This is a genomic window from Pseudomonas asturiensis (assembly GCF_900143095.1).
In the GTDB taxonomy this organism is placed as follows: Bacteria; Pseudomonadota; Gammaproteobacteria; order Pseudomonadales; family Pseudomonadaceae; genus Aquipseudomonas; species Aquipseudomonas asturiensis.
Genome location: NZ_FRDA01000003.1, coordinates 466,520 through 492,600 on the forward strand (window position 1 = coordinate 466,520; position 26,081 = coordinate 492,600).

Annotated in this window: 27 protein-coding genes and 1 tRNA gene; 15 read left to right on the forward strand and 13 right to left on the reverse strand. The window is 58.7% G+C overall.

Annotated elements, in window-relative coordinates; translation table 11 throughout:
- Positions 1–21 precede the first annotated feature (21 nt).
- Positions 22–495: a peroxiredoxin gene (locus BUB69_RS07885; RefSeq protein ID WP_024686260.1), complete on the reverse strand. Its 474-nt coding sequence runs from the start codon at positions 493–495 to the stop codon at positions 22–24.
- Positions 496–504: 9 nt separating this feature from the next.
- Positions 505–1,068 (reverse strand): glycine cleavage system transcriptional repressor, encoded by a 564-nt coding sequence (locus BUB69_RS07890; RefSeq protein ID WP_024695049.1) that lies wholly within the window; start codon positions 1,066–1,068, stop codon positions 505–507.
- A 325-nt stretch (positions 1,069–1,393) separates the two neighbouring features.
- Between BUB69_RS07890 and dapA the strand changes: the two genes are divergently transcribed.
- From dapA to BUB69_RS07915, 5 genes are all read left to right on the forward strand, one after another.
- The gene (gene dapA, locus BUB69_RS07895) at positions 1,394–2,272 is read left to right on the forward strand and encodes a 4-hydroxy-tetrahydrodipicolinate synthase (RefSeq protein ID WP_073164202.1); all 879 of its coding nucleotides are present in this window, start codon (positions 1,394–1,396) and stop codon (positions 2,270–2,272) included.
- Between the two features lie 18 nt (positions 2,273–2,290).
- Positions 2,291–3,409, forward strand: coding sequence for an outer membrane protein assembly factor BamC (gene bamC / locus BUB69_RS07900; RefSeq protein ID WP_073164206.1), 1,119 nt, complete (start codon positions 2,291–2,293; stop codon positions 3,407–3,409).
- On the forward strand, positions 3,410–4,168 hold the full coding sequence (locus BUB69_RS07905; protein WP_073164209.1) for an MBL fold metallo-hydrolase: 759 nt from the start codon (positions 3,410–3,412) through the stop codon (positions 4,166–4,168).
- 28 nt (positions 4,169–4,196) lie between these two features.
- Positions 4,197–4,907 carry a phosphoribosylaminoimidazolesuccinocarboxamide synthase gene (purC, locus tag BUB69_RS07910; RefSeq protein ID WP_024686265.1) on the forward strand — a complete coding sequence of 237 codons (711 nt, stop codon included), beginning with the start codon at positions 4,197–4,199 and terminating at the stop codon, positions 4,905–4,907.
- 93 nt (positions 4,908–5,000) lie between these two features.
- A tRNA-Ser gene (locus BUB69_RS07915) sits at positions 5,001–5,090 on the forward strand.
- Positions 5,091–5,190: 100 nt separating this feature from the next.
- Here BUB69_RS07915 and BUB69_RS07920 read toward each other — a convergent pair.
- On the reverse strand, positions 5,191–5,517 hold the full coding sequence (locus BUB69_RS07920) for a hypothetical protein (RefSeq protein ID WP_073164212.1): 327 nt from the start codon (positions 5,515–5,517) through the stop codon (positions 5,191–5,193).
- 575 nt (positions 5,518–6,092) lie between these two features.
- Here BUB69_RS07920 and BUB69_RS07925 point away from each other — a divergent pair.
- Positions 6,093–6,395 carry a type II toxin-antitoxin system MqsR family toxin gene (locus BUB69_RS07925; RefSeq protein ID WP_073164215.1) on the forward strand — a complete coding sequence of 101 codons (303 nt, stop codon included), beginning with the start codon at positions 6,093–6,095 and terminating at the stop codon, positions 6,393–6,395.
- A 2-nt stretch (positions 6,396–6,397) separates the two neighbouring features.
- Complete coding sequence (locus BUB69_RS07930) at positions 6,398–6,799, forward strand: type II toxin-antitoxin system MqsA family antitoxin (RefSeq protein WP_073164218.1); 402 nt, start codon at positions 6,398–6,400, stop codon at positions 6,797–6,799.
- Positions 6,800–6,814: 15 nt separating this feature from the next.
- Here BUB69_RS07930 and BUB69_RS07935 read toward each other — a convergent pair whose 3' ends face one another.
- The 4 genes from BUB69_RS07935 to xylA all read right to left on the reverse strand — a co-directional run bounded on the left by BUB69_RS07935 (position 6,815) and on the right by xylA (position 12,104).
- Positions 6,815–7,951 (reverse strand): sugar ABC transporter permease, encoded by a 1,137-nt coding sequence (locus BUB69_RS07935; protein WP_073164221.1) that lies wholly within the window; start codon positions 7,949–7,951, stop codon positions 6,815–6,817.
- Positions 7,952–9,508 carry a D-xylose ABC transporter ATP-binding protein gene (gene xylG, locus BUB69_RS07940; protein WP_073164225.1) on the reverse strand — a complete coding sequence of 519 codons (1,557 nt, stop codon included), beginning with the start codon at positions 9,506–9,508 and terminating at the stop codon, positions 7,952–7,954.
- A 109-nt stretch (positions 9,509–9,617) separates the two neighbouring features.
- Positions 9,618–10,619 carry a D-xylose ABC transporter substrate-binding protein gene (xylF, locus tag BUB69_RS07945; RefSeq protein ID WP_073164228.1) on the reverse strand — a complete coding sequence of 334 codons (1,002 nt, stop codon included), beginning with the start codon at positions 10,617–10,619 and terminating at the stop codon, positions 9,618–9,620.
- A 168-nt stretch (positions 10,620–10,787) separates the two neighbouring features.
- A complete protein-coding gene (gene xylA, locus BUB69_RS07950; protein WP_073164231.1) occupies positions 10,788–12,104 on the reverse strand; it encodes a xylose isomerase in 1,317 nt (438 codons plus the stop codon).
- A gap of 167 nt (positions 12,105–12,271) precedes the next feature.
- On the opposite strand from xylA, the gene BUB69_RS07955 reads away from it, so the two are divergent.
- Positions 12,272–13,465: a XylR family transcriptional regulator gene (locus tag BUB69_RS07955; RefSeq protein WP_073164236.1), complete on the forward strand. Its 1,194-nt coding sequence runs from the start codon at positions 12,272–12,274 to the stop codon at positions 13,463–13,465.
- A 12-nt stretch (positions 13,466–13,477) separates the two neighbouring features.
- On the opposite strand, the gene BUB69_RS07960 is transcribed toward BUB69_RS07955, so the two are convergent.
- Positions 13,478–14,848 carry a GntT/GntP/DsdX family permease gene (locus BUB69_RS07960; RefSeq protein ID WP_073164239.1) on the reverse strand — a complete coding sequence of 457 codons (1,371 nt, stop codon included), beginning with the start codon at positions 14,846–14,848 and terminating at the stop codon, positions 13,478–13,480.
- 309 nt (positions 14,849–15,157) lie between these two features.
- Between BUB69_RS07960 and gvpU the strand changes: the two genes are divergently transcribed.
- Complete coding sequence (gene gvpU, locus BUB69_RS07965) at positions 15,158–15,628, forward strand: gas vesicle accessory protein GvpU (RefSeq protein WP_073164242.1); 471 nt, start codon at positions 15,158–15,160, stop codon at positions 15,626–15,628.
- A 56-nt stretch (positions 15,629–15,684) separates the two neighbouring features.
- Here gvpU and BUB69_RS07970 read toward each other — a convergent pair whose 3' ends face one another.
- Positions 15,685–16,251 (reverse strand): manganese catalase family protein, encoded by a 567-nt coding sequence (locus BUB69_RS07970; RefSeq protein WP_073164246.1) that lies wholly within the window; start codon positions 16,249–16,251, stop codon positions 15,685–15,687.
- 382 nt (positions 16,252–16,633) lie between these two features.
- On the opposite strand from BUB69_RS07970, the gene BUB69_RS07975 reads away from it, so the two are divergent.
- From BUB69_RS07975 to BUB69_RS07995, 5 genes are all read left to right on the forward strand, one after another.
- Entirely contained in the window at positions 16,634–18,325 is a 1,692-nt protein-coding gene (locus BUB69_RS07975; protein ID WP_073164250.1) for an NAD-dependent malic enzyme, read from the forward strand.
- Positions 18,326–18,559: 234 nt separating this feature from the next.
- A complete protein-coding gene (locus tag BUB69_RS07980) occupies positions 18,560–20,200 on the forward strand; it encodes a phosphoethanolamine transferase (RefSeq protein ID WP_073164254.1) in 1,641 nt (546 codons plus the stop codon).
- A gap of 141 nt (positions 20,201–20,341) precedes the next feature.
- Positions 20,342–21,475 carry a ribonuclease D gene (gene rnd / locus BUB69_RS07985; RefSeq protein WP_073164258.1) on the forward strand — a complete coding sequence of 378 codons (1,134 nt, stop codon included), beginning with the start codon at positions 20,342–20,344 and terminating at the stop codon, positions 21,473–21,475.
- Entirely contained in the window at positions 21,472–21,765 is a 294-nt protein-coding gene (locus BUB69_RS07990; RefSeq protein WP_073164261.1) for a YcgL domain-containing protein, read from the forward strand. Before rnd ends, BUB69_RS07990 begins: the two co-directional genes overlap by 4 nt.
- A gap of 72 nt (positions 21,766–21,837) precedes the next feature.
- Positions 21,838–22,770, forward strand: a complete 933-nt coding sequence (locus tag BUB69_RS07995) for a D-2-hydroxyacid dehydrogenase (protein WP_073164265.1) — start codon at positions 21,838–21,840, stop codon at positions 22,768–22,770.
- A gap of 140 nt (positions 22,771–22,910) precedes the next feature.
- On the opposite strand, the gene BUB69_RS08000 is transcribed toward BUB69_RS07995, so the two are convergent.
- The gene (locus tag BUB69_RS08000; RefSeq protein WP_073164268.1) at positions 22,911–23,504 is read right to left on the reverse strand and encodes a nitroreductase family protein; all 594 of its coding nucleotides are present in this window, start codon (positions 23,502–23,504) and stop codon (positions 22,911–22,913) included.
- A 211-nt stretch (positions 23,505–23,715) separates the two neighbouring features.
- Here BUB69_RS08000 and BUB69_RS08005 point away from each other — a divergent pair, with 211 nt between their 5' ends.
- Positions 23,716–24,165: a YcgN family cysteine cluster protein gene (locus BUB69_RS08005; RefSeq protein ID WP_073164272.1), complete on the forward strand. Its 450-nt coding sequence runs from the start codon at positions 23,716–23,718 to the stop codon at positions 24,163–24,165.
- A gap of 4 nt (positions 24,166–24,169) precedes the next feature.
- On the opposite strand, the gene BUB69_RS08010 is transcribed toward BUB69_RS08005, so the two are convergent.
- From BUB69_RS08010 to BUB69_RS08020, 3 genes are all read right to left on the reverse strand, one after another.
- On the reverse strand, positions 24,170–24,550 hold the full coding sequence (locus BUB69_RS08010) for a YgaP family membrane protein (RefSeq protein ID WP_073164275.1): 381 nt from the start codon (positions 24,548–24,550) through the stop codon (positions 24,170–24,172).
- 77 nt (positions 24,551–24,627) lie between these two features.
- The gene (locus BUB69_RS08015; protein WP_024686284.1) at positions 24,628–25,128 is read right to left on the reverse strand and encodes an RNA methyltransferase; all 501 of its coding nucleotides are present in this window, start codon (positions 25,126–25,128) and stop codon (positions 24,628–24,630) included.
- Between the two features lie 49 nt (positions 25,129–25,177).
- A complete protein-coding gene (locus BUB69_RS08020; protein ID WP_141121833.1) occupies positions 25,178–26,059 on the reverse strand; it encodes a copper resistance protein B in 882 nt (293 codons plus the stop codon).
- Between the last annotated feature and the right edge of the window lie 22 nt (positions 26,060–26,081).

Below are 26,081 nucleotides of genomic sequence, written 5' to 3' on the forward strand. Positions count from 1 at the left end.
GCACCGCAGCGATTTGCCACATCACGCCTTGTTCAAGGCTTCTGCCTGGGCCAGCACTTCGGCCACATGACCTGGCACTTTCACGCCGCGCCACTCCTGACGCAGCACTCCTTCCTTGTCGATCAGGAAGGTGCTGCGGTCAACGCCCATGTATTCCTTGCCATACAGCTTCTTGAGCTTGATCACGTCGAACAACTGGCAGACCGCTTCGTCCTTGTCCGAAATCAGCTCGAACGGGAACGATTGCTTGGCCTTGAAGTTCTCGTGCGTCTTCAGGCTGTCACGGGACACACCCAACACCACGGTGTTGGCTGCCTGGAAATTCGCGATGTGATCGCGGAAGTCCTGGCCCTGGGTGGTGCAGCCCGGCGTGTTGTCTTTCGGATAGAAATAAATCACGACCTGCCGGCCCTTGAGCTCTGACAGGGTGACGGTCACGCCGCTGGTGGCGGCTGCCTGGAAATCGGAAACAGGTTGATTGACTGCAACGGCCATGAGGATTCCTTACATCGGGGCTTGTGGGCGCCAGGGTTCGATCAGCGCGTCCAGATTAAGTGCGTCGGCAAAATCGAGGAACTGATCGCGCAGCCAGCTGATTTGCGTACCGGCAGGCAGCGTGACGGTGAACGTGGCATTGAGCATGGTGCCGCCTGTCTGCGGAGCCTGATAGGTGTCACAGATCAGATTTTCCAGCTCGACGTTATGGTCGATGAAGAACTGGCACAGCTCATTGATGATGTCCGGGCGATACGCCGAACTGACGTACGCCACGTAGGGCAGGGCTTCGGGGCGGTTTTCAAGCGTGGCACTGCGCACGACACTGATCGTGAACGCATGCTTCTTGGCAAGGCCCGGCAGGCCGGTTTCGAGACGCGCCAGGGCGTCCCAACTGCCGGACACCTGAAGGATCAGTGCGCTGCACTCGCCGTGGCGGGTCAGGCGCGAGGTAACCACCGAGCAGCGATTTTCATGGCTGGCTCGGCACAGGACGTTGGTCAGCTCCATGGGGTTTGCGCCAAGGGCACTGATGACAAGGAATTGTTCGCGAACTGTGGGGGTGGACGACATGCAGCATTCCTAGACGATGAGCGGTCGGTACTTTTTCGGTCTTGCGGGGCTTTTTCGACAATCGAGAGCGCCGGATGCCGACCTTGGCCCCGGCACGCCTTGCCTGCATGGCAGAACCATGGCTGGGCTGGAATGCGCTGGGGCAGGGCTTCTGGCGACAAATTCGACCGATTGAGCGAGGTGCGCAGGTGACCAGTACCGATCAAAGGACGAAGGGTAGCGAAAACCATCGCTCAGGGGAATGCTCAGAGCGCGGTACTTCGCTTGTACAAGGATGATAGCGCCAGTACCATTACGGCTCTCTTTTTCCGGCAGGAGCGGTTGCATGATTGCGGGCAGTATGGTGGCACTGGTCACACCCATGGATGCACAAGGTCGTCTTGACTGGGACAGCCTGAGCAAACTGGTGGACTTCCACTTGCAAGAGGGCACCAACGCCATTGTTGCCGTCGGCACGACAGGCGAGTCGGCGACGCTCGATGTGAACGAACACATCGAAGTCATCCGTCGCGTGGTCGATCAAGTGGCAGGTCGTATTCCGGTGATTGCGGGCACGGGCGCCAATTCGACGCGTGAAGCGGTCGAACTGACCACCAACGCCAAGACTGCAGGTGCTGACGCGTGCCTGCTGGTGACGCCTTACTACAACAAGCCGACCCAGGAAGGCCTGTTCCAGCACTTCAGCCACATCGCCAATGCGGTCGACATCCCGCAGATTCTCTACAACGTGCCGGGCCGTACCGCCTGTGACATGCTGCCAGAGACCGTGGTGCGCCTGTCTGTCGTGAAGAACATCATCGGTATCAAGGAAGCCACCGGCAATCTGCAGCGCGCCCGTGACATCCTGGCGGGCGTCAGCAGCGATTTTCTGGTGTATTCCGGCGATGACGCCACTGCCGTCGAGCTGATGCTGCTCGGTGGCAAGGGCAATATCTCCGTGACCGCCAACGTTGCCCCGCGCGCCATGAGCGATCTCTGCGCTGCGGCCATGCGTGGCGATGCCGCTGCTGCACGAGCGATCCATGAGACGCTCATGCCGCTGAACAACACACTGTTCATCGAATCCAACCCTATCCCCGTGAAGTGGGCGTTGCATGAAATGGGTCTGATGCCGGACGGTATCCGTCTGCCGCTCACCTGGCTCAGCGAAGCCTGCCACGAACCGCTGCGACAGGCCATGCGCCAGTCCGGCGTCCTGGTTTAATTGAGGAAGTACTACGCAATGAAGCGATTGGCCGGACTTTCCGCACTTGCCTTGATTATCTCCAGCACCAGCGGTTGCGGTTGGCTGTTTGGTGAAGATGGTTACTTCCGTGATCGCGGTAGCGATTACCTTCAAGCGTCCCAGACAGCGCCGATGCAGGTGCCTGCCGACGTCTCTGGCGTGAAGCGCCTGGACCCGCTGCTGCCGATTCCACGCAACGTTGCCGACAGCACGCAGAAGAACGGTGAATACATCGTTCCACGCCCACTGCCGCTGGCCACGACGTCCGAGTCGAGCGACTACAGTCTGCAGAAGAGTGGTGACGCTCGCTGGATTCTGGCGCAACGCCAGCCTGCCGAAGTCTGGCCGGTCGCGCACCAGTACTTTGAAGACAACGGCTTCCGCATCGCTGAAGAGCGTCCGCAGACTGGCGAATTCAGCTCCTCCTGGCAGCGTCTCGACGAACTGTCCGCTTCGGTGGCCAAGCGTCTGACCGCCAGCGGTGTCGCAGCCGACTCCGAGACTCGCGTGCGGGTTCGCATCGAGCCAGGCGTGCAGCGCAACACCAGTGAAGTTTATGTGGTCAGCGTTGAGCGTCCTGCCGGCAGCACTGCCGACGTGGCGTTCCCGTCGCGCACCACCAACCTGGGCCTGGATGCCGCCTTGACCGACGATCTGCTGGCCAGCATGAGCCGCAACGCCGAGAAAGGCGGTTCGGTCTCCCTGCTGGCGGCGCGTGACTACGACACCCCTAGCCGTGTCGCCCTGAGCGAAGACGGCAGCGGCAACCCGGTGTTGAACCTGGGTGCCGACCTGGACCGTGCATGGTCGAGCGTCGGTCGTGCGCTGGATCAGGGTGACTGGCGTGTCGAGGACATCAACCGCAGCCTGGGCCTGTACTACATCAACCTCGCAGAGAAGGCCAAAAAGCCTGAAAACGAGCCTGGTTTCTTCGGCCGAATGTTCGGCAGCAATACCAGCAAGGAAGAGATCGATGCACGCGCTGAGCGCTATCAGGTCCGCCTGAGCAAAGTGGGTGACAACGTTCAGGTCACTGTCGAGAAGAACATCAATACTGTCGCGCCAGCCGATGTGGCTCGCCGCGTATTGAGCGTTATTCAAGACAACCTGGGTTAAGTGCGCTTCGCGGTTCTGGGCAGCGGCAGCCGTGGCAACGGCACGCTGGTCACAAGCAACGATACGTACGTGTTGGTCGATTGCGGTTTCTCCCTGCGGGAAACCGAGCGGCGCCTGGCTCGTCTGGGCGTCGCCGCCGAACAGTTGAGCGCGATTCTGGTGACCCACGAACATGCCGATCATGTGCATGGCGTGGGTTTGCTGTCTCGGCGCTACAATCTGCCGGTCTACCTCAGCGGCGGTACCTTGCGCGGGATGCGCAAGCCTGTGGAGGCTGCGGGGTTGCTGGTCGGCGGCGAACGATTGCAGGTCGGCGCGCTGGACATCGATGTGGTGTCCGTCTCGCACGATGCGCTCGAACCCACGCAATTCGTCTTCAATGACGGTCGACGCCGTTTTGGCCTGTTGACCGACCTTGGGTCGTATTGCCCGAACGTGCTGCAGCGTTATCACGGCCTGGATGCCTTGATGATCGAAGCCAACCACTGCCGCGACATGCTTGCCCGAGGCCATTACCCGGTCTTTCTCAAGCAGCGCGTAGGCTGTGAAACAGGACATCTGAACAACCACCAGGCCGCCAACCTGGTGAGCGAACTGGGATGGCAGAGCTTGCAGCACCTTGTGCTGGCTCATCTCAGCAGCAAGAACAACCTGCCGCATCTGGCCCGGCAATGTTTTGTCGACACCCTCGGGTGCGACCCGGACTGGCTACAATTGGCCGATCAAGATTCAGGGCTCGACTGGCGACACATCGCCTAGCCCAACTACTTAGCAAGCGGAGCCCATCATGGAAAAACGTGAAGAACTCTACCGCGGCAAAGCCAAGTCGGTTTACAAGACCGACGACGCTGACCGCTTGATCCTGCTGTTCCGTAACGACACCTCGGCGTTCGACGGCAAGCGCATCGAACAGTTGGACCGCAAAGGCATGGTGAACAACAAGTTCAACGCCTTCATCATGCAAAAGCTGGAAGAAGCGGGCGTTCCTACCCAATTCGACAAGCTGCTGGGCGACAACGAGTGCCTGGTCAAGAAGCTGGACATGATCCCGGTCGAGTGCGTCGTGCGTAACTACGCTGCTGGCAGCCTGGTCAAACGCCTGGGCATCGAAGAGGGCACCAAGCTCAATCCTTACACCTTCGAGCTGTTCCTCAAGGACGACGCCAAGGGCGACCCGTTCATCAACGAATCCCACGTCGTGGCTTTCGGTTGGGGCACCGCCGAGCAACTGGTCCGCATGAAAGAACTGTCGCTCAAGGTCAACGAAGTCCTGAGCAAACTGTTCGACGATGCTGGCCTGCTGCTGGTCGACTTCAAGCTTGAATTCGGCGTATTCCACGGCGAAATCGTCCTGGGCGACGAATTCAGCCCCGACGGCTGCCGCCTGTGGGACAAAGACACCCGCAAGAAAATGGACAAGGACCGCTTCCGTCAGGGCCTGGGTGACGTCATCGAAGCCTACGAAGAAGTCGCCAACCGTCTCGGCGTACCGCTTTAAGCGACAAAAACGACGCAACCATTTGATAGCACGAAAAAAAATTAGCCTAAGGGCTTCGCGTTACGCTTCGATGCTGTTATGATGCGCGCCGTTGGAGAGATGCCAGAGTGGCCGAATGGGACGGATTCGAAATCCGTTGTACCTTCACCGGTACCTAGGGTTCGAATCCCTATCTCTCCGCCATATTCAAGGCCCCGAGCGCTTATACCGCTCGGGGTTTTTTTCGTTCGTGGGAATGGGGGAGAAGGTTACTCCCCCAACCAGGCGCAAGTGGGTCAGGGCACTAGCCTTCACAAGCATCCTTGACCGCGGCCCCTATACCTGCACAGATTATAGCGTTCGCTCCAGATGCGCCCATGCAAGCAGTGTATGCCAGCTGACCTGCTAAATCGCACTTACTCAAACCCACCGCGTCTCCGATACTTTCTAATAGGTTGCCTGGGAAGCCAAAAACCACTGTGTTGGATGAAAAGGGGTCGTTAGGGTCAGGCTCAATCTCTATATCCGGGGGCGCGACTTTGAACTCTACCAATTGTTTCTTGATTCTCGATAAGTCTTCTTCAGATACATTTGATAAAGCGTCTTTTTGAACAAGCAGCTTAGTAGTCATGTTGCCACCTCTTTTTTATGATTTGTTGAGGAGCACTTCATAAGCCCGCCATCGTTGGCCTATTGGGTATAGCTGAAGTATCGCGCGGTGATGATTTCCTGAAGACGAACGGCCTTTAAACCATCCGCAGTGAAGGCGGTTCCTTCTGCTGCCTGCCTACTTTCACCCTGCTGTGCTCCTCATCGCGGAGCCCTCGCAGGAAGCTAAGAACATCTTCTTTTCGCCAGCAGCGCTTTGCATCCATCTTGAAACTGCTGGGCAGCCAGCTTACTCCATGGCGAATCCTAATCGCGCCCCGTGTGTAACTCCATTTACCACCGTTTCATGATGCAGGGATGCGATCACTAAAGCCGCTTTAGTTTGCTCAAAACTAAGCAAACGGTTTTATTGTTGTGATTTCAAATTGCCGTTATTGCTGGCTCTGTCTAGACATAAGGAATGCGATTGCCATTGCTTAGGCTGCGTTCATCGTAACCGTCGAAAACCTCTGTCACGGCTAGCTACAGACCCTGCGTAGCCTGCGTCAGCGATCTCAATTAACCTACTTGCCAATTTAAACCAAGTAGGTTAATTTTTTGAGCGTTGAGAAAAGGACACCTCACTGCAAGCTGACTGTCGTCAGAAGCCTGATTGAAGCGGGGAAGGTGCGCTCGACGCGCTCGGCTCTGATGGGTGGCGCGGCGCTGGGCTTCGATTTTGACGACATTGTCGGGATCGTCAAAGCATTGGCCGCATCGGATTTCTACAAAAGCATGACAACACATGCGGACCATCGGATCTGGCAGGACGTTTATCGTTGCAAGACGGTTGCGGGAGAGGTCTACCTGAAACTTACGGTCATTGATGACGTGCTCATCGTGTCCTTCAAGGAGCTGTGAACATGAAATGCCCATCTTGTGGCGCGGCAGAGTTGGTGCATGACAGGCGTGATATGTCATACGTGTACAAAACCGAATCGACTTTGATTCCCCTGGTGACGGGCGATTATTGCCCTGCGTGTGGCGAAGCGATCCTGGATTCGATCGAATCCACCCGGGTCAGCACTGCGATGCTTGAGTTCAACAAGCAGGTGAACGCTTCGATTGTGGACCCGGCGTTCATCACCACGGTTCGCAAGAAGCTGGCGCTTGATCAGCGCGAGGCGGCGGAAATTTTCGGCGGAGGTGTCAATGCGTTTTCACGCTATGAAAACGGCAAGACGAAACCGCCCCTTGCATTGATCAAACTGCTCAGGCTGCTGGATCGACACCCCGAGCTTCTGAGCGAAGTCCGAACAGCTTAGCGCCTCAACCCCAGACTACCGCCGCCCCGTCCGCGTACTCACATCCACCCACACCGCCAACACCAAAATGCTGCCTTTCACAATCATCTGCCAGTAACTGTCCACATCCAGCATGGACATGCCGTTATCCAGGCTGGTGATCACCAGCGCCCCCAGTAACGCGCCGTAAACCGTGCCGGAGCCGCCGCGCATGGAGGTGCCGCCGATGAAGCAGGCGGCGATGGCGTCCAGTTCGCCCATGTTCCCGGCGGAGGGCGAGCCTGCCGCCAGGCGGGCGGTGTTGACCATGCCGGCGAGGGCGCACATGACGCCCATGATGCCGAAGATCCACAGTTTGACGGCCTGTACGTTGATGCCGGACAGGCGGGTGGCTTCCATGTTGCTGCCCACCGAGTAGACGCGACGGCCGAACACGGTCTGGCTGGTGACGTAGCTGAACACGCCCAGTAGCACCAGCAGGAGCAGCACGGGCACCGGGATGCCATCGTAGCTGTTGAGGGTGTAGACGAAGCCTGCCAGCACCGCGCCAATCAGCACGACGCGGGTCGCGTCACGAACCATGGAATGTGCAGCCAGGCCATGAAGGGCGCGGTTGTGGCGTTGTCGCCAGGTCAGGAACAGGGTCAGGGCGAAGAGGACGATCCCCAGGCCAGTGCCTACCGAGTGGGGCAGGTAGCCCTGGCCGACGTAGACCAGTTCCGGCGATACAGGTGCGATAGTCGTACCGCCAGTGATGCCCAGCAGAATGCCACGGAACGCTAGCATGCCGCCCAGACCGACGATGAACGACGGGATGCGCAGGTAGGCGGTCATGTAGCCGTTGGCCAGGCCGATCATCAGCCCGCACAGGGCGACGATGCTCAGGTTGGCGAGTAGCGGTATGTGGTAAATCACATCGAGAATCGCCGCCAGGCCGCCCAGCAGACCGAGCAACGAGCCCACCGACAGGTCGATCTCGCCGCTGATGATCACCAGCACCATGCCGCAGGCAAGGATCCCGGTGATCGACATCTGCCGCAGCAGGTTGGACAGGTTGCGTGGGGTCAGGAAGCCACCTTCGGTCTGCCAACTGAAGAACAGCCAGATGATTGCCACGGCGATGACCAGTGCGAGCATTTTGTAGCGTGAGAAAAGCTGTTTGACCTGATTCATCTACGCGGTCTTCCGATCATTATTGTTATGGCCATCGGGATGGCTGAGCGCGGCAGCGAGCACCTGTTCCTGGGTGAGGTCCTGATTGATGAAGTCGCCGCGCAACTGTCCTTCGCCGATCACCAGTACGCGGTCGGAAACGCCCAGCACTTCGGCCAGCTCCGAGGACACCATGATGATCGACACGCCAGCAGCCGCCAGCGCGCCCATCAGTTTGTAGATTTCATACTTGGCGCCAACATCGACGCCGCGCGTGGGCTCATCGAGAATCAGCACACGCGGTTGGGTCAGCAACATCTTGGCCAGCACCGCCTTCTGCTGATTGCCGCCGGACAGGCTGGTGATCGGCAGGAACGGGCTCGCGGTCTTGAGGTGCATGCGCGAGATTTCCCGGTCGATGCTGCCCAGCTCGGCTTCCGCATCGATACGGGTCATTTTCGAGTAGCTGTCCAGTACCGCGAGGGTGATGTTCTGGCCCACGCCCAGGTCCGGAATGATGCCCTGACGTTTACGGTCTTCCGGGACCATGCACAGCCCGGCACGGATCGATTTGAGAGGCGTGCGCGTGTCGATCTGATGACCTTCCAGCCACACTTCGCCTTCGTAGCGACCGGGATAGGCACCGAACAGCGCCGAGACCAGTTCCGTGCGTCCGGCACCGACCAGCCCGGCAATGCCCAGAATCTCGCCGCGCTTGAGCACGAATGAAATGTCGTCGACGCGTTTGCGTTTCGGGTTGTCGACGTCGTAGCAGGTGAAGTGACGTGCCTCGAACATCACTTCGCCCACGTCGTGGGGCTCGGTGGGGTAAAGGTTGCTCATTTCCCGACCGACCATCTGCGTGATGATCTTCGGAATGTCCATGTCGGCCATGGAGGTGGTCGCGATGTGCTTGCCGTCGCGGATCACCGAAATGGTGTCGCACACTGCAGCGACTTCATCGAGCTTGTGGGAGATGTAGACGCACGCCACGCCTTTGGCCTTGAGGTCGCGAATGATGTCCAGCAGCACCTCGATTTCCGAGCGGGTCAGGGCCGAGGAGGGCTCGTCGAGGATCAACAGCCGCGCGTCTTTGTTCAGCGCCTTGGCGATTTCCACCAGTTGCTGATAGCCGCCGCCGTATTGTGAAACCGGCAATGCCACGTTCATGTCCGGCACCTTGAGTTCACGCATCAGCGCTTCGGCGCGGTGGATCATGGCCGGGTAGTTCATGCGCCCGCCACGCAGGGTCAGTTCGTGGCCCATGAAGATGTTTTCGGCCACCGACAGGTCAGGCACCAGCGTCAGTTCCTGATGGATGATGACGATGCCTGCGGCTTCGGTTTCACTGATCGATTGCGCTTTGAGCGGCTGGCCGTCCCAGAGGATTTCGCCCTCCCAGGTGCCGTAGGGATAGACCGCCGACAGGACTTTCATCAGCGTGGATTTGCCAGCACCGTTTTCACCGCACAGGCCCACGCACTCACCGGCCCGGACCTTGATATCGATGCCGTTCAGAGCCTTGACGCCATCGAAGCTTTTGACGATGCCGTTCATTTGCAGCAGGTAGTCGGACATGACGAGGTACTCACACGTTGGCAACAGACGGACATCTCGCAAGTCTGCGCAGGACAGGGTTGAGCCGGTCCTGCGAGATGTCCTCAGGCGTTCAATCGAGCCTGACCGGTCATTGCCCCGAGATCTGAGCCTTGGTGTAGAAACCGTCCTTTTCCAGCAGGTCGATGTTGTCCTTGGTGAGCGGTGTGGGCGTCAGCAGGATGGTGTCGACCTTCTTGTTGCCGTTGTCATACTGCGAGCTGTAGGTCGGCTTTTCGTTGCGCGCCAGTTGCACCGAGAGCTTGGCGGCTTCGGAGGCGATCAGTTTGAGCGGCTTGTAGACGGTCATGGTCTGGGTGCCGTCGATCACGCGTTTGACCGCTGCCAGATCGGCGTCCTGACCGGAGATCGGCACTTTGCCTGCCAGCTTCTGTGCCGCGAGGGCCTGGATTGCACCGCCTGCAGTGGCGTCGTTGGAGGCGACGATGCCGTCGATTTTATTGTTGTTACGGGTCAGGGCGTTTTCGACGATGCTCAGGGCTTCGGTCGGGTTCCATTCCTTGACCCACTGTTGGCCGACAATCTTGATGTCGCCCTTGTCGATGGCCGGTTGCAGTACCTTCATCTGGCCTTCGCGCAGGATCTTGGCGTTGTTGTCCGTAGGCGCGCCACCCAGCAGGAAGTAGTTGCCCTTGGGCGCGGCTTGCAGCACGCCGTTGGCCTGCATTTCGCCGACCTTTTCGTTATCGAAGGAAATATAGGCGTCGATATCGGCGTTGAGGATCAGCCGGTCGTAGGACACGACCTTGATCCCGGCCTTCTTGGCTTCGGCCACGGCATTGGTCAGCACCGTGGCATTGAACGGTACGATGACGATCACATCGACGCCACGGGAAATGAGGTTTTCGATCTGCGAAATCTGCTTCTGCTCATTGGCGTCAGCCGACTGGACGTAGACTTTGGCATTCATCTTCTCGGCGGCCGCGACGAAGTAGTCTCGATCCCGAGACCAGCGTTCGAGACGCAGGTCATCAATGGAAAAACCGATTTTAGGGTTGGCGGAGTCGGCCATGACGGGAAGCGACAGTAGGGCCAGAGCGCTGGCGAGTAACGTGATTCGTAGTTTTTTCATGGTGGTGCGTCCTTTTATTGTTGTTTGAAAGACACTGCCTGACGTTTAACGGATTGCCGGTAGAACTGTAGAGAGTTGCAACGCTCTGTGAGCAGAGATTTGTCGTGAGAATGTAACTGCCTCGCCGGGCCTGCAAACTCTCCAAAGTCTAGCCATTACAGCCATTGGTCAGCGGTAGATGAACCGATTGACCACGTTTTCGAGCATCTCTTGTCGACCGCTGACGGCCTGCGGATTCAGCTCGTCCGTGAATGCCTTCTGGGCGAGTGACTCAAGGCTGAACTCGCCGGCCAGTACGGCTTTGCCAAACGGCTGTTGCCAGCCCGCATAGCGTTGATCCTTGAACTGCTGAAGCGCGTCGTTCTGCACCATGGCGGCGGCGCGCTCCAGCGACAGGGCAAGGACATCCATGGCCGCGACGTGGCCGTGGAACAGATCCACCTCATCCAGGCTCTGACGACGCACCTTGGAGTCGAAGTTGAAACCGCCATTCTTGAAGCCGCCGGCTTTCAGAATCTCGTACGTGGCGAGGGTCATCTCTTCGACACTGTTGGGAAACTGATCCGTATCCCAGCCGTTCTGCGGGTCGCCGCGGTTGGCGTCGATGCTGCCAAAGATACCCAGCGAAACCGCCGTGGCAATTTCATGATGGAAACTGTGCCCGGCGAGGGTCGCGTGGTTAGCCTCGATGTTGACCTTGATCTCGTTTTCCAGACCGAATTGCTGCAGAAAGCCGAACACGGTGGCGCTGTCGTAATCGTATTGGTGCTTGGTCGGCTCCTGAGGTTTGGGTTCGATCAGCAGATCGCCCTGGAAACCGATTTTGTGCTTGTGCTCGACCACCATGCGCATGAAGCGGCCCAGTTGCTCGCGCTCCTGTTTCAAGTCGGTGTTGAGCAGCGTCTCATAGCCCTCGCGGCCGCCCCACAGTACGTAGTTGGAGCCCTTCAGGCGCTGGGTCGCGTTCATCGCGCTGAACACCTGAGCGGCGGCGCAGGCAAACACCTCAGGGTTCGGGTTGCTGGCGGCTCCTGCGGCAAAGCGCGGGTTGCTGAAGCAGTTGGCCGTGCCCCATAGCAGTTGGATTCCTGTTTGCTCCTGATGGCGCTCAAGGTGGTCGATCATCTGTGCGAAGTTGTTGCGATACTCCTTCAGCGAGCTGCCTTCCGGCGCTACATCGGTGTCGTGGAAGCAGTAGTAGTCGATGCCCAGCTTAGAGAAGAACTCGAAAGCGGCCTCAGCCTTGCCGATGGCCTGTTCCATAGGGTCAGCCGGGCGCTGCCACGGGCGCTTGAAGGTGCCGGCTCCGAACACGTCGGCGCCTGGCCAGACAAAGGTGTGCCAGTAGCAGACCGCCATGCGCAGGTGCTCTCGCATGGGTTTGCCGAGGACCAGCTTGTTGGCATCGTAGTGGCGAAAAGCGAGAAGGGAATCGCTGGAAGGCCCTTCGTAGACAATCTTGTCGACGGTGGGGAAGTGCGACATGGGCAGGTTCCTTATTGTTCTTGGCGGTCTTTCGATCCTAGCAACGTCCCTGTGCCCATTGATTATGAAAGTCACCAACGGGCAGTGCGATTTTGAGTATTGAGATCTGTCGTCCACGCGCCTAGTCTGTGTCGAAACACGCTGTTTATCGACGCAGTGTAAAAACAATGAAAACGCTTCCTCCTGTTCATCGAATCGCGCTGTTGTTCAACGGCAGCAAAATCTACGACCGCGGCATCATCAGCGGCATCGGTAACTACCTGAGCAGCACCCGCGCATCCTGGGACTTGTTTCTTGAGGAGGATTTCCTCTGCCGGTTGCGCGGTATCGAGCGCTGGCAGGGCGACGGGATCATCGCCGACTTCGATGACCCATTGATCGGCGAAGCGCTGGCGGGGATCAAATTGCCGGTGGTCGCGGTAGGAGGGTCCTATCAGGATGCGCGCGCTTATCCGAAAGGGATTCCCTACGTCGCCACCGACAATGACGCCTTGATGAAGCTGGCTTACGAGCATTTGATAGAAGCCGGGCTGACACGTTTTGCCTGCTTCAGCCTGCCGGAGTCCCAGGCCAATCGCTGGGCCCAAGAGCGGGAAAAGGCCTTTCGCAGGTTGTTGCAGCGCGATGGGTTGCAGGTCGATATCTATCGCGGCATGGGCACCAGCGCGCCGCTCTGGGACAGCGCCGTCGAACAGCAGATTGCGTGGCTGCAGAGCCTGCCCAAACCCATCGGTATCATCGCCGTCAGTGATGCTCGCGCCCGGCAGTTGTTGCAAGCCTGCCTGACAGCGGGCATTGCCGTGCCGGAGCAGGTGGCGTTGATCGGCATTGATAACGACCCGCTGACCCGTACCTTGACCCGCGTACCGTTGAGCTCGGTGATTCAAGGAACCGAAACCATGGGCCGGACAGCTGCGCACCTGCTGCATCAAATGCTGCACGGCATGCCGTCGACCGGAACACAGGTTTTGATACCGCCCGATGCGATTAACGTACAGGCTTCAAGCTTGCATCAACCGCTGGGCGATCCTTACGTGATGCAGGCGCTGTTGTTCATCCGCCAGTACGCGTGTCAGGGCATCAAGACCGCGCAAGTGGCGGCCTATGTGGGGATATCGCGTTCTTCGCTGGAATCGCATTTCCGCAAGGTGCGCTGCTGCAGCGTGCACGACGAAATCCTGCGCTTCAAACTGGCCGCAGCGGCCAGCGGGCTGGAGAACACGGATTCGGCAATCGCCGACATCGCTCGCGACTGCGGCTTCACGTCGGCGCAATACCTGCACACCGTGTTCCGCCGCGAGTTCGGTTGCACGCCGAGGGAATATCAGCAGGGCGGCAGTGGCAGGTCGCTAGGTCTCTGAGGCCACGTGGGCTCACGTCAACCAATGCCACAACAGCGAAGTACCCACCAGCCCGACCACCGAAACGATGGTCTGCAGTACCGACCACACCCAGAGTGTCTGTTTCAGCTGCAGGCCGAAGTATTCGCGGACCATCCAGAAGCCCGCATCGTTGACGTGACAGAAGAACACCGAGCCTGCGCCGATCACCAACGCCACCAGGGACGCCTCGACTGGCGCAAGCCCCGCCATCATCGGTGCGAGGATACCTGCCGTCGTGGTCGTTGCGACGGTGGCTGAGCCTGTGGCCTGACGCAGAGCGACGGCAATCAGCCAGGCCAGCAACAGATACGGCATGTGCGCGCCTTCGGCCACTTTGCTGATGGTCTGGCTGACACCTGCGTCCAGCAGCGTCTGCTTCAGGCCGCCCCCGGCACCGATGGTCAGCAGCAGCACGGCAATAGGTGCCAGGCTTTTGCGCAACGTGCCGCCGACATGCTCACGCGACAGGCCATTGGCCCAACCCAGGCAGACGGTCGCGGCCAGCACGGCGATACCCAGTGCCACAAGCGGCTCGCCGAGAAACTTCAGGGTCAGCGCAGCGCTACTCTCTGGCGCCATCGCGACTTTGGCCAGCGTGCTGCCGAGCATGAGAATTACGGGCAGCAGGATGATCAGCAACGACATGCCGAAGCTGGGCTGGCGGCTGACGTCAGGCTTGGCACTGAACAGTTTGCCCAGCTCGGCAGGTTCTTCAATGTGCATGCGTTTCGAGAGCCAGTTGCCATAGAGCGGACCAGCAAGAATCACCGCAGGGATCGCGACGCACAGCCCCAGCAGCATGGTCAGCCCCAGATCAGCATGCAGGGCGCTGACCGCGATCAGTGGACCTGGATGGGGCGGCATCAGCGCGTGCAAGGTCGTCATACCCGCCAGGGCCGGGATGGCGATTTTCAGCAATGGCTGACCGGACTGGCGCGCCATCACGAAGATGATCGGCACCATCATCACCAGGCCCACTTCGAAAAACAGTGGCAGGCCGATGACCATCGCCACCAGCGCCATGACCCACGGTAACGTCTTGCCCTTGCCCAGTCCCAGCAGGGTGGAGGCGATGCGATCCGCCGCGCCGGATTCGGCCATCAACGCACCGAGCATCGCACCCAGGGCGATGATGATCCCGGCCTCGCCCAAAATACTGCCAGCACCTTTACTGAAGGCTTTTGCGACGGCTTCGGCAGGCAGTCCGGCGCCGATGCCTGCGATGAACGTGCCGACGAGGATCGAAAGGAAAGGTGGAAGTTTGGTGGCACTGATCAGCACGATGATCGTGGCGATAGCAATCAGGCAGCAGACAATCAGGCGGGTGTCGTGAAACACCCAGGCAGCAGACGACAGATCCAACGCGGACCCCCTTATTGTTCAGGCGGAATTTATGCGCAGGCTCCGGGTGGTACCTGAGCATGAATTGATACAATTTGTTTCAATTTTCCCAACGATACCGGAATGCGGCAGTGCGCCGCAGTTAAATTTTCACAGGTGTCGGCATACATACCGATCGCGAAGATGCATAACGCCACTGGCGAGGAGGGCATTGCCCTGGGGAACGGTCTGGCGGCTTGAAAATCGCGTTTCCCGCGCACTATCGGTTTCGCTTTGGGTCGATGTGATCTATACCTTGGGTTCACGTTTTGTGAAGCAAGGAGCTTTCAGATGTCGGACGTCGATCAATCGCAATACTCACAACCGTCTCCTGATCAGAGCCACGATGATGTCATTGCCCAGATCAAATGGCAGGGCAAGCAGATCGACTGGTTGCTGCAATGGCTGGTCAAGTTCGTTGCCAACACCAAGGTGGAAATGGGCGTAACCCTGTCGGTGGGCGGCAATCTGGTGTCGGGCAACCTGATTTCCCATGACGCCTATTTCGAGCAACTGGCCGAAGATATTTCTGCGCCGTTCAGTCAGTTCGCCAATGGCACTGACGCTTCCATGAAAGAAATGATTCTGTCGTTCAAACCGGGAGATTCATTCGAGGACACACCAGCCTTTCACTTTATTCACCTGAAGGATTGTCAGACTTACTCCAGTGACGGCAACCCTATCTGTGATGCGGGTGTACTGTGGCGCGGGCGTATCGCAGCCGTTGACGGGTTTACCATCGGCCTTATTGCCAAGAAGTAAGGCGCGGTGCCTGGCGCCCGGTTTCGACAACCGTCGCAACTGCGTCGGGCGATGGCCTAGCGGCTGATCTTTTTCAGCAGATTGGAGAACTCATTCAGGTGTTTGACCTGACGCCGTCTGACCTGATTCAACGCACTGATGAAGTGGCGGTTGGAGGTCAGCCGGGTGAGTTGTTCATAAATGGCAACCTGTCTTTTTTCGGTGGCAATGTTTGACCGTAGAGAATCGTCAGGCCGATGATCATCCTGTGGTTCGGATGAGCGTGGCTGTGAGTGGTCAGGCGTGTCTTGCACCGAGGCCTTGGCACGCTCAAGCGAGTGGCTGGCGATACCGTTGCTTTTAAGAGGCCTGCCGACCTCCGTGACGTCAGACTGGCCGGAAACAGACGCCGTACGACCCTTTGACAGCGCCAGAAGAATGGTCGCAAGCACAGTGGCACTCTTGATCTTTTCTTTGGCGATTCGAATGAGTACCGCTTTGTGTAAGGGGTTCTCTTCGGTGATCGCCTGGCTCAGGTAAGTGGTCGCCATGGGAAGTTCGCCTTCAGTGCCTCGGAACTGTTCCAGGAGAAGGTCGAAGAAAGCGACATTGGACATGAAGGTGTTGCCGGTCGCGTCGGTCATACCAGTCTCCAGTTACCGGGCAGCCTTTATTTGTTATTTATGAGCGCGCTGCGCCAATCATGGTTCAGAGTTTTTGAAGCGCTGGCCGACACCCTGGTAGAAAAAGAGACCGGCGCTGGTCATCTATTCTGCCTCTTTGCGCAGGCCCTTGAAGATGCCGCTCCGCCGAACGGATAGTGTCATATGGCTATCTATTGCGCGACAAAATGCCGCAATGCATGGTGAGACGAGTAAGATGTCGGCCTGACATAGCACACTGACTAATATCCGGTATGGCACTGAAAGTGCTGGCACGCAAAGAAAAAGAAGAAGAACACGCCAGGCTGCCCGCCCCGGTCGATGCACAGAATCAATGAGTAGACGAAAAAGGCGATCAGAAAAAATGACCAACACTTCGCGACCTTTGTATATTTCCTACGCAGGACCTTCACTGCTGGAAATGCCCCTGCTGAACAAGGGCAGTGCCTTTACCCCGCAAGAGCGGGTCGAATTCAATTTGATCGGGCTGCTGCCGCAGAACGTAGAGACGATCCAGGAGCAAGTCACGCGGGTCTACAGTCAGTACAAGCAGTGCGCGACTGATCTGGACAAGCACATCTACCTGCGTTCGATTCAAGACAACAACGAGACGTTGTTTTTCCGGTTGCTGGACTCGCACCTGGACGAAATGCTGCCGATCATCTACACGCCAACGGTTGGCCAGGCGTGTCAGGAATTCTCCAAGATCTATCGCACGCACCGCGGCCTGTTCATTTCCTATCCGGAACGCGACCGCATCGACGATATCCTGCGCAGCGCCACCAAGGACCGTATCAAGATTATCGTGGTCACCGACAGCGAGCGCATTCTCGGTCTGGGTGACCAGGGGATCGGCGGCATGGGCATTCCCATCGGCAAGCTGTCGCTGTACACCGCGTGTGGCGGTATCAGCCCGGCCTACACGCTGCCTATCGTGCTGGATGTGGGCACCAACAACCGTGAGCTGCTCGACGATCCCATGTACATGGGCTGGCGCCATGAGCGTGTGTCGGGCAAGGAGTACGAAGATTTCATTGCCCTGTTCATCGATGCCGTGCAGCGTCGCTGGCCTGACGTGTTGCTGCAGTTCGAGGATTTCGCCCAGTCCAACGCCATGCCGTTGCTGGAAAAATACCGTGACGAACTTTGCTGCTTCAACGACGACATTCAGGGCACCGCGTCGGTTGCCGTTGGCACCTTGCTGGCGGCCTGCAAGGCCAAGAATGAAACCCTCGGGCAGCAGAAAGTGGTGTTCGTCGGCGCCGGGTCGGCCGGCTGTGGCATCGCCGAGCACATCATTGCCGCGATGCAGATCGAAGGCCTGAGCGAAAGCGAAGCCCGCAAGCGCATCTTCATGGTTGATCGCTTCGGCCTGTTGACCGATAGCATGGACAACCTGTTGGACTTCCAGAAGCGTCTGGCGCAGAAGACTTCTGACGTATCGGGCTGGATTGCCGGCTCTGATGCGTTTCCGACCTTGCTCGACGTGGTGACGCATGCGGGCGCTACTGTGCTGATTGGTGTGTCAGGCCAGCGTGGCCTGTTCACTGAAGAAGTGATTCGCGAGGTGCACAAACATTGCGCCAAACCGCTGGTCATGCCGCTGTCGAATCCGACGTCCAAAGTCGAAGCCACGCCGGAAGAGATCCTGCGCTGGACTGACGGTAATGCACTGGTCGCCACCGGCAGCCCATTCGCACCGGTCGAAATCAATGGCCGTACTGTACACATCGCTCAGTGCAACAACTCGTACATCTTCCCCGGCATCGGGCTTGGCGTAGTGGCCTGCAAAGCCTCGCGCATCACGGATCGCATGTTGATGGCAGCGTCCAACGCCCTGGCCGAATGCTCGCCGATGGTGACCGGGCAGGGTGATGCCGTGCTGCCGCCGCTCAAAGATATCCAGAAGGTCAGCCGCAAGATCGCACTGGCTGTGGCCAAGGAAGCCCAGGCTGAAGGCCTGGCGCTGGAAACCACTGAAGAAGTCTTGCTGGCCGCCATTGAACGCAACTTCTGGCTGCCCGATTATCGCGCCTACCGTCGTCGCTCTGTCTGATTGATCCAGCGCGTAACACCGAAGCCCTCGCAAGCCCGCTTGCGAGGGTTTTTTTTAGCCTGTTCAGTACCTTGGCCGCGCGTTGGCGACGCTGCGGTGAAATAAAATTCATCCAACAGTGGGTTCGCATGATTTTCACATAAAATTGATAGGCGGCTGCTTACAGTCCGCTCCATCGGAGAGTTGCCTGACTCTGGGTGTCCCGATGCATATCCATTCCATAAGCAGACCGCGATGCCGAGAATAAGAAGTGTTCGACCTGAGTGTGTAACGTTACTGGCCAGCGGTTTTTTATTAGTCGGCTTCAATGTCAATCTTTGGCAGCATCTTTTCGCGATAACCAGCGCTGACACCAAGGGCATCGCCATGCGCATTGCGTTTGGCGTAATGATCTTCTGTGTGTTCAATATCTTCCTGACGCTCATTGCGTTCAGGCGTATTTTCAAACCGGTGCTGACCCTGATGTTCATGATCAGCGCCGGGGTGGTCTATTTCATGACCGAATACGGCGTGATGATCGACGCCGGCATGTTCCGCAATTTCGCGGAAACCAATGTGACTGAAGTGCAAGGGTTGCTCTCCCTGAAACTGATTGTCTACATCCTGTTGCTGGGTGTTCTGCCGTCTTTTCTGCTATGGAAAACCCCCATCAATTACCGCCGCTGGCACCGCGAGTTGTTCAGCAAGCTGGTGGTGGGCGTGGTGTGCAGTCTGGTGATCGGCGGGGCAGCGCTGGCCAATTACCAGGGGCTGTCTTCCCTGTTTCGCAATCACCATGAACTGCGCTTGATGGTGGTGCCGAGCAACTACATTGGCGCATCGGCGGGCTATCTGAGCGAGCAGATCATCTCGGCCCAGCGGCCGTTCGTGAAGCTGGGTGAAGACGCGAAGCGCTCACCAGACTGGGCGACGCACACCCGCAAGTCGTTGACAGTATTGGTAGTCGGCGAGAGTGCCAGGGCTGAAAACTTCGGGATTCTTGGTTATGGCCGCAATACCACCCCGAATCTCAACAAAGAGAGTGGTCTGGTGGCCTTTACCGACGTGTATTCGTGCGGGACTGAAACGGCCGTGTCGGTGCCGTGCATGTTTTCCAATATGGGACGCAAGGATTACAACGCCACCAAGGCGCGTAATCAGGAAGGGTTGCTTGATGTCCTCAAGCGCGCCGGGATCGATGTGATCTGGCGTGATAATCAGGCCGGTTGCAAGGGCACCTGCGACCGCGTGGCTTTTCAGGATGTAAGCAATCTCAAGGACCCATCGTTGTGCAACAACCATGAGTGCCGGGACGAGATCTTGCTGCAAGGTCTGGAAGGGTTTATCGACAGTCTCGACAAAGACACCGTGCTGGTCCTGCATCAGATGGGCAGCCATGGTCCTGAATACTTCAAGCGTTACCCTAAAGCATTTGAAACGTTTACTCCGGTGTGTGAAAGCAACGCGCTGAACAATTGCAGCCGCGACAGTATCGTCAATGGTTACGACAATACCTTGCTGTACACCGATCATGTGCTGTCGAAACTGATCGATGTGCTGCGCGCCCATCAGAACAACGTCGACACGGCCATGATCTATCTTTCCGACCATGGCGAATCATTGGGTGAATACAATCTTTTCCTGCATGGCACGCCGTACCTGCTGGCCCCGGATCAGCAGAAACATGTCCCCATGATGATCTGGTTGTCGGACAGCTATCAACATTCGTTTGCCGTCACTCCGGAGTGCCTGGCCAAGGAACGCAATGCGCCGCTCAGCCAGGATAATCTCTTTCATTCCATGCTCGGTTTGCTGAAAGTCGACACGAAGGTTTATAACCCCGGCCTGGACATGTTTGCCCGGTGCCGCAGTGAGGTGGCGGCCAGCGCTCAATGAGCCTGCCTGTGTCAGAAATCGCCGCCAAACCGGCTATTGCCATCACTCATTTGGATGAAGATGCTCAAGACCCGGACGACAGATGCGCGATAACACCCGGTCGCGATATATACTGCGCGCCATTGTTGAAGGGAGAGCCGTGTGGCCATCGATATTCACTGGATTCGCGACGACGACAGCCTCGCCCAGCATTGCGCTCAGTGGCAGTCTCTGCCGTTCGTTGCGCTCGACACCGAGTTCATGCGGGTCGACACTTTTTACCCGATCGCTGCGTTGCTGCAGATCGGCGACGGCTCACGTGCCTGGTTGATTGATCCGTTGTTGATCAACGACTGGACGCCACTGGCTGCGTTGCTTGAAAACCCCGAGGTCATCAAGGTCGTGCATGCGTGCAGCGAAGACCTTGAAGTCCTGCTGCGCCTGACCGGCAGCCTGCCGGTTCCGCTGTTCGACACTCAGTTGGCCGCCGCTTACCTGAATCTCGGTTTTTCCATGGGTTATTCGCGTCTGGTGCAGGAGGTGCTCAACATCGACCTGCCCAAGGGTGAAACCCGCTCCGACTGGCTGCAGCGTCCGCTGTCGGAAACCCAGATCAGCTATGCGGCTGAAGATGCCGTGCACCTGGCCGAGCTGTTCGGAGTGCTTCGTCCGCGTCTTTCCGATGACAAGTACGCCTGGTTGCTGGAAGACGGTGCCGAGCTGGTCGCCAACCTGCGCCGTGAGGTCGACCCTTACGAGGTCTACCGTGACGCCAAGCTGGCCTGGAAACTGTCCCGTGCGCAGCTCGCGGTCTTGCGTGGGCTCTGCGCCTGGCGCGAAGTGCAGGCCCGTGCCCGCAACGTGCCGCGTAACCGCATCGTGCGGGAACACTCGCTCTGGCCGTTGGCCAAGACCCAGCCAGACAACCTTGGCGCACTGGCCCGGGTCGAAGACATGCACCCGCGCACGGTTCGTCAGGACGGTGAATTTCTGCTGGAGCTGATCAAGACCGCCGCCAGTACGCCGCCTGAAGAGTGGCCACCTGCGTTGCCGGAGCCATTGCCCATCGATGCCTCGGGTGCCATCAAGCGCCTGCGGATGATCGGTCAGCAGTACGCCGAGCAACTGGACATGGCGCCGGAATTGATGCTTCGCAAGAAGACCCTCGAGTCCCTGCTCAAGAGCGGTTACCCCGACGGTCCCTATCAATTGCCCGATTCGCTGCGTGGCTGGCGTCGCGAATTGATGGGCCAGGCGCTGCTCGACAGTCTGGCGACTCCGGGAGAACAGCCTTGAAACGTATCTGCTCGATCTATCGCAGCCCGAAAAGAAATGAAATGTACCTCTACGTCCTGAAAAGCGACGTGCTCAAACGTGTGCCGCCTGAGCTGCTGGTGGCGTTCGGCACGCCGCATCATGCATTCGATCTGGTGCTCAGTCCTGAGCGGGCACTGTCGCGCGAGGACATTCACAAGGTGCTGGAAAACCTCGACACCCAGGGTTATCACCTGCAGATGCCGCCTGCCGAAGACGAGTACATCGAGCATCTGCCCGAAGAGCTGCTGCGCCGCAACGATCCGATATGATTGACCCTACACGCTTTAAAGCGACCCACGCCTGACGTGGGTTGACTGTCCCGTTCTTAAGGTTTCTGAAGCATGCGCGTCCTGATTGCCGAGCACGATTACCCCGTATACACCCAGCTACTGCGCAAGGCCGCGCCTGACCTGGAAGTATTGAGCAGCGGCGACTCCGCCGAGCTGTCTCGAATGGCTTGCGACTGTCCGGTCTGGCTGGGACAGCCGGATCTGATGGCCAACCTGTTGCGTCAGGGCCACAAGCCCCAATGGCTGCAATCCACCTGGGCCGGCATCACGCCGCTGCTGGTCGATGGCCTGTTTCGTGAGTATCGCCTGACCCGTGCGGTGGGCATTTTTGGTCAGGTCATGGCGGAGTTCCTGCTGACCTACATGCTCGGTCACGAGCGCGAAGTGCTGGCGCGTCTGATGAGCCAGGTCGAGCGCAAGTGGGACAACCGTCCGGGCCAGAGCCTGGCTGGGCGCAAGGCGCTGATTGTGGGCGCAGGCGACATCGGTCAACGGGTTGCCGAGTTTCTGGTGCCGTTTGGTGTGCAGGTGTTCGGCGTCGCTTCTGCGGCGCGCACCCAGGCACCGTTCGTCGAGGTCTCGGCGTTGACCGATATCGACGATCGGGTCGGCGACATGGATTACGTCATCAACCTGCTGCCCAACACCCCTGAGACGCAGGATCTGTTCGATGCGAAGCTATTTGCCAGCTTCAAGTCCTCGGCGCTGTTCATCAACGTCGGACGTGGCGCTGCCGTGGTCGATGCCGATCTGGTCGAGGCCTTGAAGGAAGGTCATCTGGCGGGCGCCGTGATTGATGTCTGCCGTCAGGAGCCGTTGCCGCAGCGCCATCCCTTCTGGACGGCCTACGGCTTGCTGCTGACCGGGCACAGCTCCGCGCCGACCTCGCCAGTGGCCATGACTGAATTGTTCGTTGAGAACCTGAAAGCCTGGAACGCCGGTGAAGCGCTGCGCGGGGAAGTGGATTTTTCACGCGGGTATTGAGTGGCTCAAGTCAGGCTTCGGGAGCACGCTCTCTCACACTCAAACGCGTGATTGACTGAAGAAACACCCTTCTTTGAGTGGAAGGGTGTTTGCTCTGAGGCAGCGCCGCGTCGAGACGCGGCGAGAAAACGATCCACGTCTTAAAGCGAAAAATCGCCCTCGGCTGCCAGCTGCGCGACCGGCAGGCGCGGGCTTGGCGCTTCGCGGCCCTGCAGGTATTCAGGCAGTGTCGACTTGTCGCCCTGCTTGCCGACCGCAACGGCAGCATGCAGCGCATAGCCTTCAGGGATATTCAACTCCTTGCGCGTCAGGTCCTGATCGAAGCCGGCCATGCCATGAGTGTGCCAGCCGCTCAGACTGGCCTGCAGGGCCAGATAACCCCATGCAGAACCTGTATCGAACGTGTGCCAAAGGGCCGGACCCTCTTCGGTCGCGCCTGGCGCGGTGAACGTGGTCTTGGAAATGACGATCACCAGTGCCGAGGCATGTTGCGCCCAGCTGCGGTTGAATTCGTTCAGCAGACCCAGGTAACGCTCCCAGTTCGGCGTGTCGCGACGGGCGTACAGAAACCGCCATGGCTGCGAGTTGTAGGCCGAAGGCGCCCAGCGTGCGGCTTCGAAAAAGCTCAGCAGGGTTTCTTCGGGAATGCTTTCGCCGGTAAAGGCGCGTGGCGACCAGCGCTCGGTGAATTGCGGGTCGATGGAATGTTCTGCGATGCGAGAGTTTGTGCTCATGGAAATCCTGTCAAGAAAAGCGCAAAGGGAGCGTGGCTCGATGGGCCGGTGTCGGCAGGCATCGCGTTGACGCGTTGGAAGCGCTCTAACGCTACTGTTTTGCCTTACTGCTGACAAGAGCCTCGCTACCGGCAGTCGCAAGTGCTTGGCCCGCACTCAATGTGCTACTAGACTGGCGGCCTTTTCCACAGCCGATACCGTTGTCTGAACCATGGCCGCCAAAGTTGAACCCTTCTGGATCCGCAAGACCCTCGAACAGCTCGACAGCAACGAGTGGGAATCGCTGTGCGACGGCTGCGGGCTGTGCTGTCTGCAGAAGCTTGAGGACGAAGAAGACAACAGTGTGTACTACACGCGTATCGCCTGTAAGTTGCTGGACCTGAAGACCTGTCAGTGTTCCGACTACCCCAATCGCCGGGCGTCGGTACCGGACTGCATTCAGCTCACGCCCGGTCAGGCAGATGAGTTCAAATGGTTACCGCCGACCTGCGGGTATCGGCTGGTGAGCGAGGGCAAGGACTTGCCGCTCTGGCATCATCTGGTATGCGGTGATCGGGATGCCGTGCATCACGAGCGTATCTCCCAGTCCGGACGCATGCTCAGTGAACTGAGCGTGGCCGAAGACGACTGGGAGGATCACCTGATCTTTCGCGCTGGCTGAATGATCAGACGCCGGACTTGGGTTCGGTCAGTGCGTCGACGCCGTTAACGGCTGCAGTCTTCACGGCTTTTTCAGCGTTGTCTTTCATCTCAGTCAGTTCTGCGCCGGCACGTTCCAGGGTGGAGCGTGCGCTTTGCAGGTCGCTGCGACCTTTTTCCATCAGGCTCTTGGCCGAGCAGTGGCCGGTGATGCCGCGTGCCAGAACTGCGCCGCCAATGGCCAGTTGAATCAGGCCCAGGAACCCGCCGCGACGCACGCCTTTACCCATCATCAGTACGCCGCCTGCCAGCGAGCCGATGCGCTCCCAGCCTTGCACGTTCTGATCGGGATGCGGCTGAAAGGTATCAGGTGTGTCGATACGCTCGATAATCGGGGTGTCGCGCATGATGGCTCTCCAGAGTGGTGTAAGTCGGTTCAGAGAAACTGACTGCCCGCGAGCGAGACTGGTTCAATGCTTTTGCTTCAGGCTTCGCTGGACGGATCGACCTTCTCGCGACCGAACTGAGGGCCTGAGCGGGTGTTTATGCCTTTTGCCATACGGTCGTAGAGCACGACATTGACCGTGGCCGCCAGGTTCATGCAGCCCTCGGTGGGGATGTAAACCACGTCTTCGCACCAGTCGCGAATGTCCTGATCCAGCGAGCCGTCTTCCGGGCCAAAGATATACAGCGCACGATCCGGGTGCGTGTACTCCGGCAGCGCCCTGGCGCCTTCCACCAGCTCGACCGCCACGGGAATGCAGCCCAGCGGCAGAATGCTCTTGAGATCCTCAATGCCGATCAACGGGATGTCCTGGTGGATTTTCTTGGTGTCGGTGATGAAGTCACGCGCGCGCTCATAGCGCTTGCCGGTATAGAACACCGAAGCCACGCCGTAGCAGCCCGCAGCGCGCATGACCGAGCCGACGTTTTCCGGGGACTTGGGGTTGTAAAGACCGATGCAGGCGTAACGTTTGTTGGCCACGAGGAGGGTGCTCTGGGGAAAACCGCCGATTATACAAGAGTGCCGGACGTCAGAACCACATGCGCACACCGAGCACCAGCCGCGCCTCGCTTGGGTCCTCGCCCTCATCGCGCGCGTAATCGGTGGTTTTGCCATAGGTTCGGTTCCAGGTCACGCCGATGTAGGGCGCAAACTCAGGGCGCACTTCGTAGCGCAGCCTGAGCCCGAGTTCGCTATTGGAAAAGCCTGAGCCGATGCCGCGTTGCGGGTCGTTTTTGCCATACGCGTTGATTTCGGCGGTGGGCTGAAGGATCAACTGGTTGGTCAGCAGCACGTCGTAATCGCCTTCAAGCCGCGCGCCAGTCTGTCCGGCTTCGCCGAGAAAAGCGGTGGCCTGGACCTCTAGACCGGAAATGGCGGTGCCTTGCACGCCAAACGCCGCCCAGGTCTGGGCAGCGCCGGGTTTGAAATCCTGACGAGCGCCGGCGACCACGTCCCACCATGGGCTGATGGCGTGCCCCCAGAGTGCCTGCACTTCGGCCTCGTGGGTCTTGCCGTTCAGGCGTTTTCCTTCCGAGCGCAGCACCAGTCTGTCGATGTCGCCGCCGATCCAGCCGGAAAGATCCCACGCCAGGGCGCTGCCGTCGTCTGCGTTCTGCCATTCCAGTTTCTCGGCCAGAAAAAACGAGTTGATCGCAGCATCGTGGACCTGATGGCCCGTATGACTGGTGTACACCGCTGCCCGGTCTGCATCGGTGATGGGCGGGATCGGTGTCCGGCTCTGTTCAGGCGGAGATTGCGTTGCCTGCTTGTCGGGCATGACGTGGCTGGAGTGGTCCATTGCGTGACTCATGCCAGGGTCCATGCCCTCCATGTCGGCGGCCGTCGCCTTCGCGGTCATCAGTACCGTGAGGCCCAACACTGCGATGGGCAGGCAAGGGCGGTTCAGCATGACGTGCGATGCCTGAGTCTTT

Coding starts and splice junctions, on each gene's coding strand:
- BUB69_RS08000 (WP_073164268.1), bottom strand. CDS start 23,504: ATGAGCACAAACTCTCGCATCGCAGAACATTCCATCGACCCGCAATTC.
- bamC (WP_073164206.1), top strand. CDS start 2,291: ATGAAGCGATTGGCCGGACTTTCCGCACTTGCCTTGATTATCTCCAGC.
- BUB69_RS07955 (WP_073164236.1), top strand. CDS start 12,272: ATGAAAACGCTTCCTCCTGTTCATCGAATCGCGCTGTTGTTCAACGGC.
- xylF (WP_073164228.1), bottom strand. CDS start 10,619: ATGAAAAAACTACGAATCACGTTACTCGCCAGCGCTCTGGCCCTACTG.
- BUB69_RS07930 (WP_073164218.1), top strand. CDS start 6,398: ATGAAATGCCCATCTTGTGGCGCGGCAGAGTTGGTGCATGACAGGCGT.
- BUB69_RS07890 (WP_024695049.1), bottom strand. CDS start 1,068: ATGTCGTCCACCCCCACAGTTCGCGAACAATTCCTTGTCATCAGTGCC.
- BUB69_RS07975 (WP_073164250.1), top strand. CDS start 16,634: ATGACCAACACTTCGCGACCTTTGTATATTTCCTACGCAGGACCTTCA.
- xylA (WP_073164231.1), bottom strand. CDS start 12,104: ATGTCGCACTTCCCCACCGTCGACAAGATTGTCTACGAAGGGCCTTCC.
- BUB69_RS07885 (WP_024686260.1), bottom strand. CDS start 495: ATGGCCGTTGCAGTCAATCAACCTGTTTCCGATTTCCAGGCAGCCGCC.
- BUB69_RS08005 (WP_073164272.1), top strand. CDS start 23,716: ATGGCCGCCAAAGTTGAACCCTTCTGGATCCGCAAGACCCTCGAACAG.
- BUB69_RS07920 (WP_073164212.1), bottom strand. CDS start 5,517: ATGACTACTAAGCTGCTTGTTCAAAAAGACGCTTTATCAAATGTATCT.
- BUB69_RS08010 (WP_073164275.1), bottom strand. CDS start 24,550: ATGCGCGACACCCCGATTATCGAGCGTATCGACACACCTGATACCTTT.
- BUB69_RS07935 (WP_073164221.1), bottom strand. CDS start 7,951: ATGAATCAGGTCAAACAGCTTTTCTCACGCTACAAAATGCTCGCACTG.
- dapA (WP_073164202.1), top strand. CDS start 1,394: ATGATTGCGGGCAGTATGGTGGCACTGGTCACACCCATGGATGCACAA.
- purC (WP_024686265.1), top strand. CDS start 4,197: ATGGAAAAACGTGAAGAACTCTACCGCGGCAAAGCCAAGTCGGTTTAC.
- BUB69_RS07980 (WP_073164254.1), top strand. CDS start 18,560: ATGCCGAGAATAAGAAGTGTTCGACCTGAGTGTGTAACGTTACTGGCC.
- xylG (WP_073164225.1), bottom strand. CDS start 9,508: ATGTCCGACTACCTGCTGCAAATGAACGGCATCGTCAAAAGCTTCGAT.
- BUB69_RS07970 (WP_073164246.1), bottom strand. CDS start 16,251: ATGACCGACGCGACCGGCAACACCTTCATGTCCAATGTCGCTTTCTTC.
- gvpU (WP_073164242.1), top strand. CDS start 15,158: ATGTCGGACGTCGATCAATCGCAATACTCACAACCGTCTCCTGATCAG.
- BUB69_RS07995 (WP_073164265.1), top strand. CDS start 21,838: ATGCGCGTCCTGATTGCCGAGCACGATTACCCCGTATACACCCAGCTA.
- BUB69_RS08020 (WP_141121833.1), bottom strand. CDS start 26,059: ATGCTGAACCGCCCTTGCCTGCCCATCGCAGTGTTGGGCCTCACGGTA.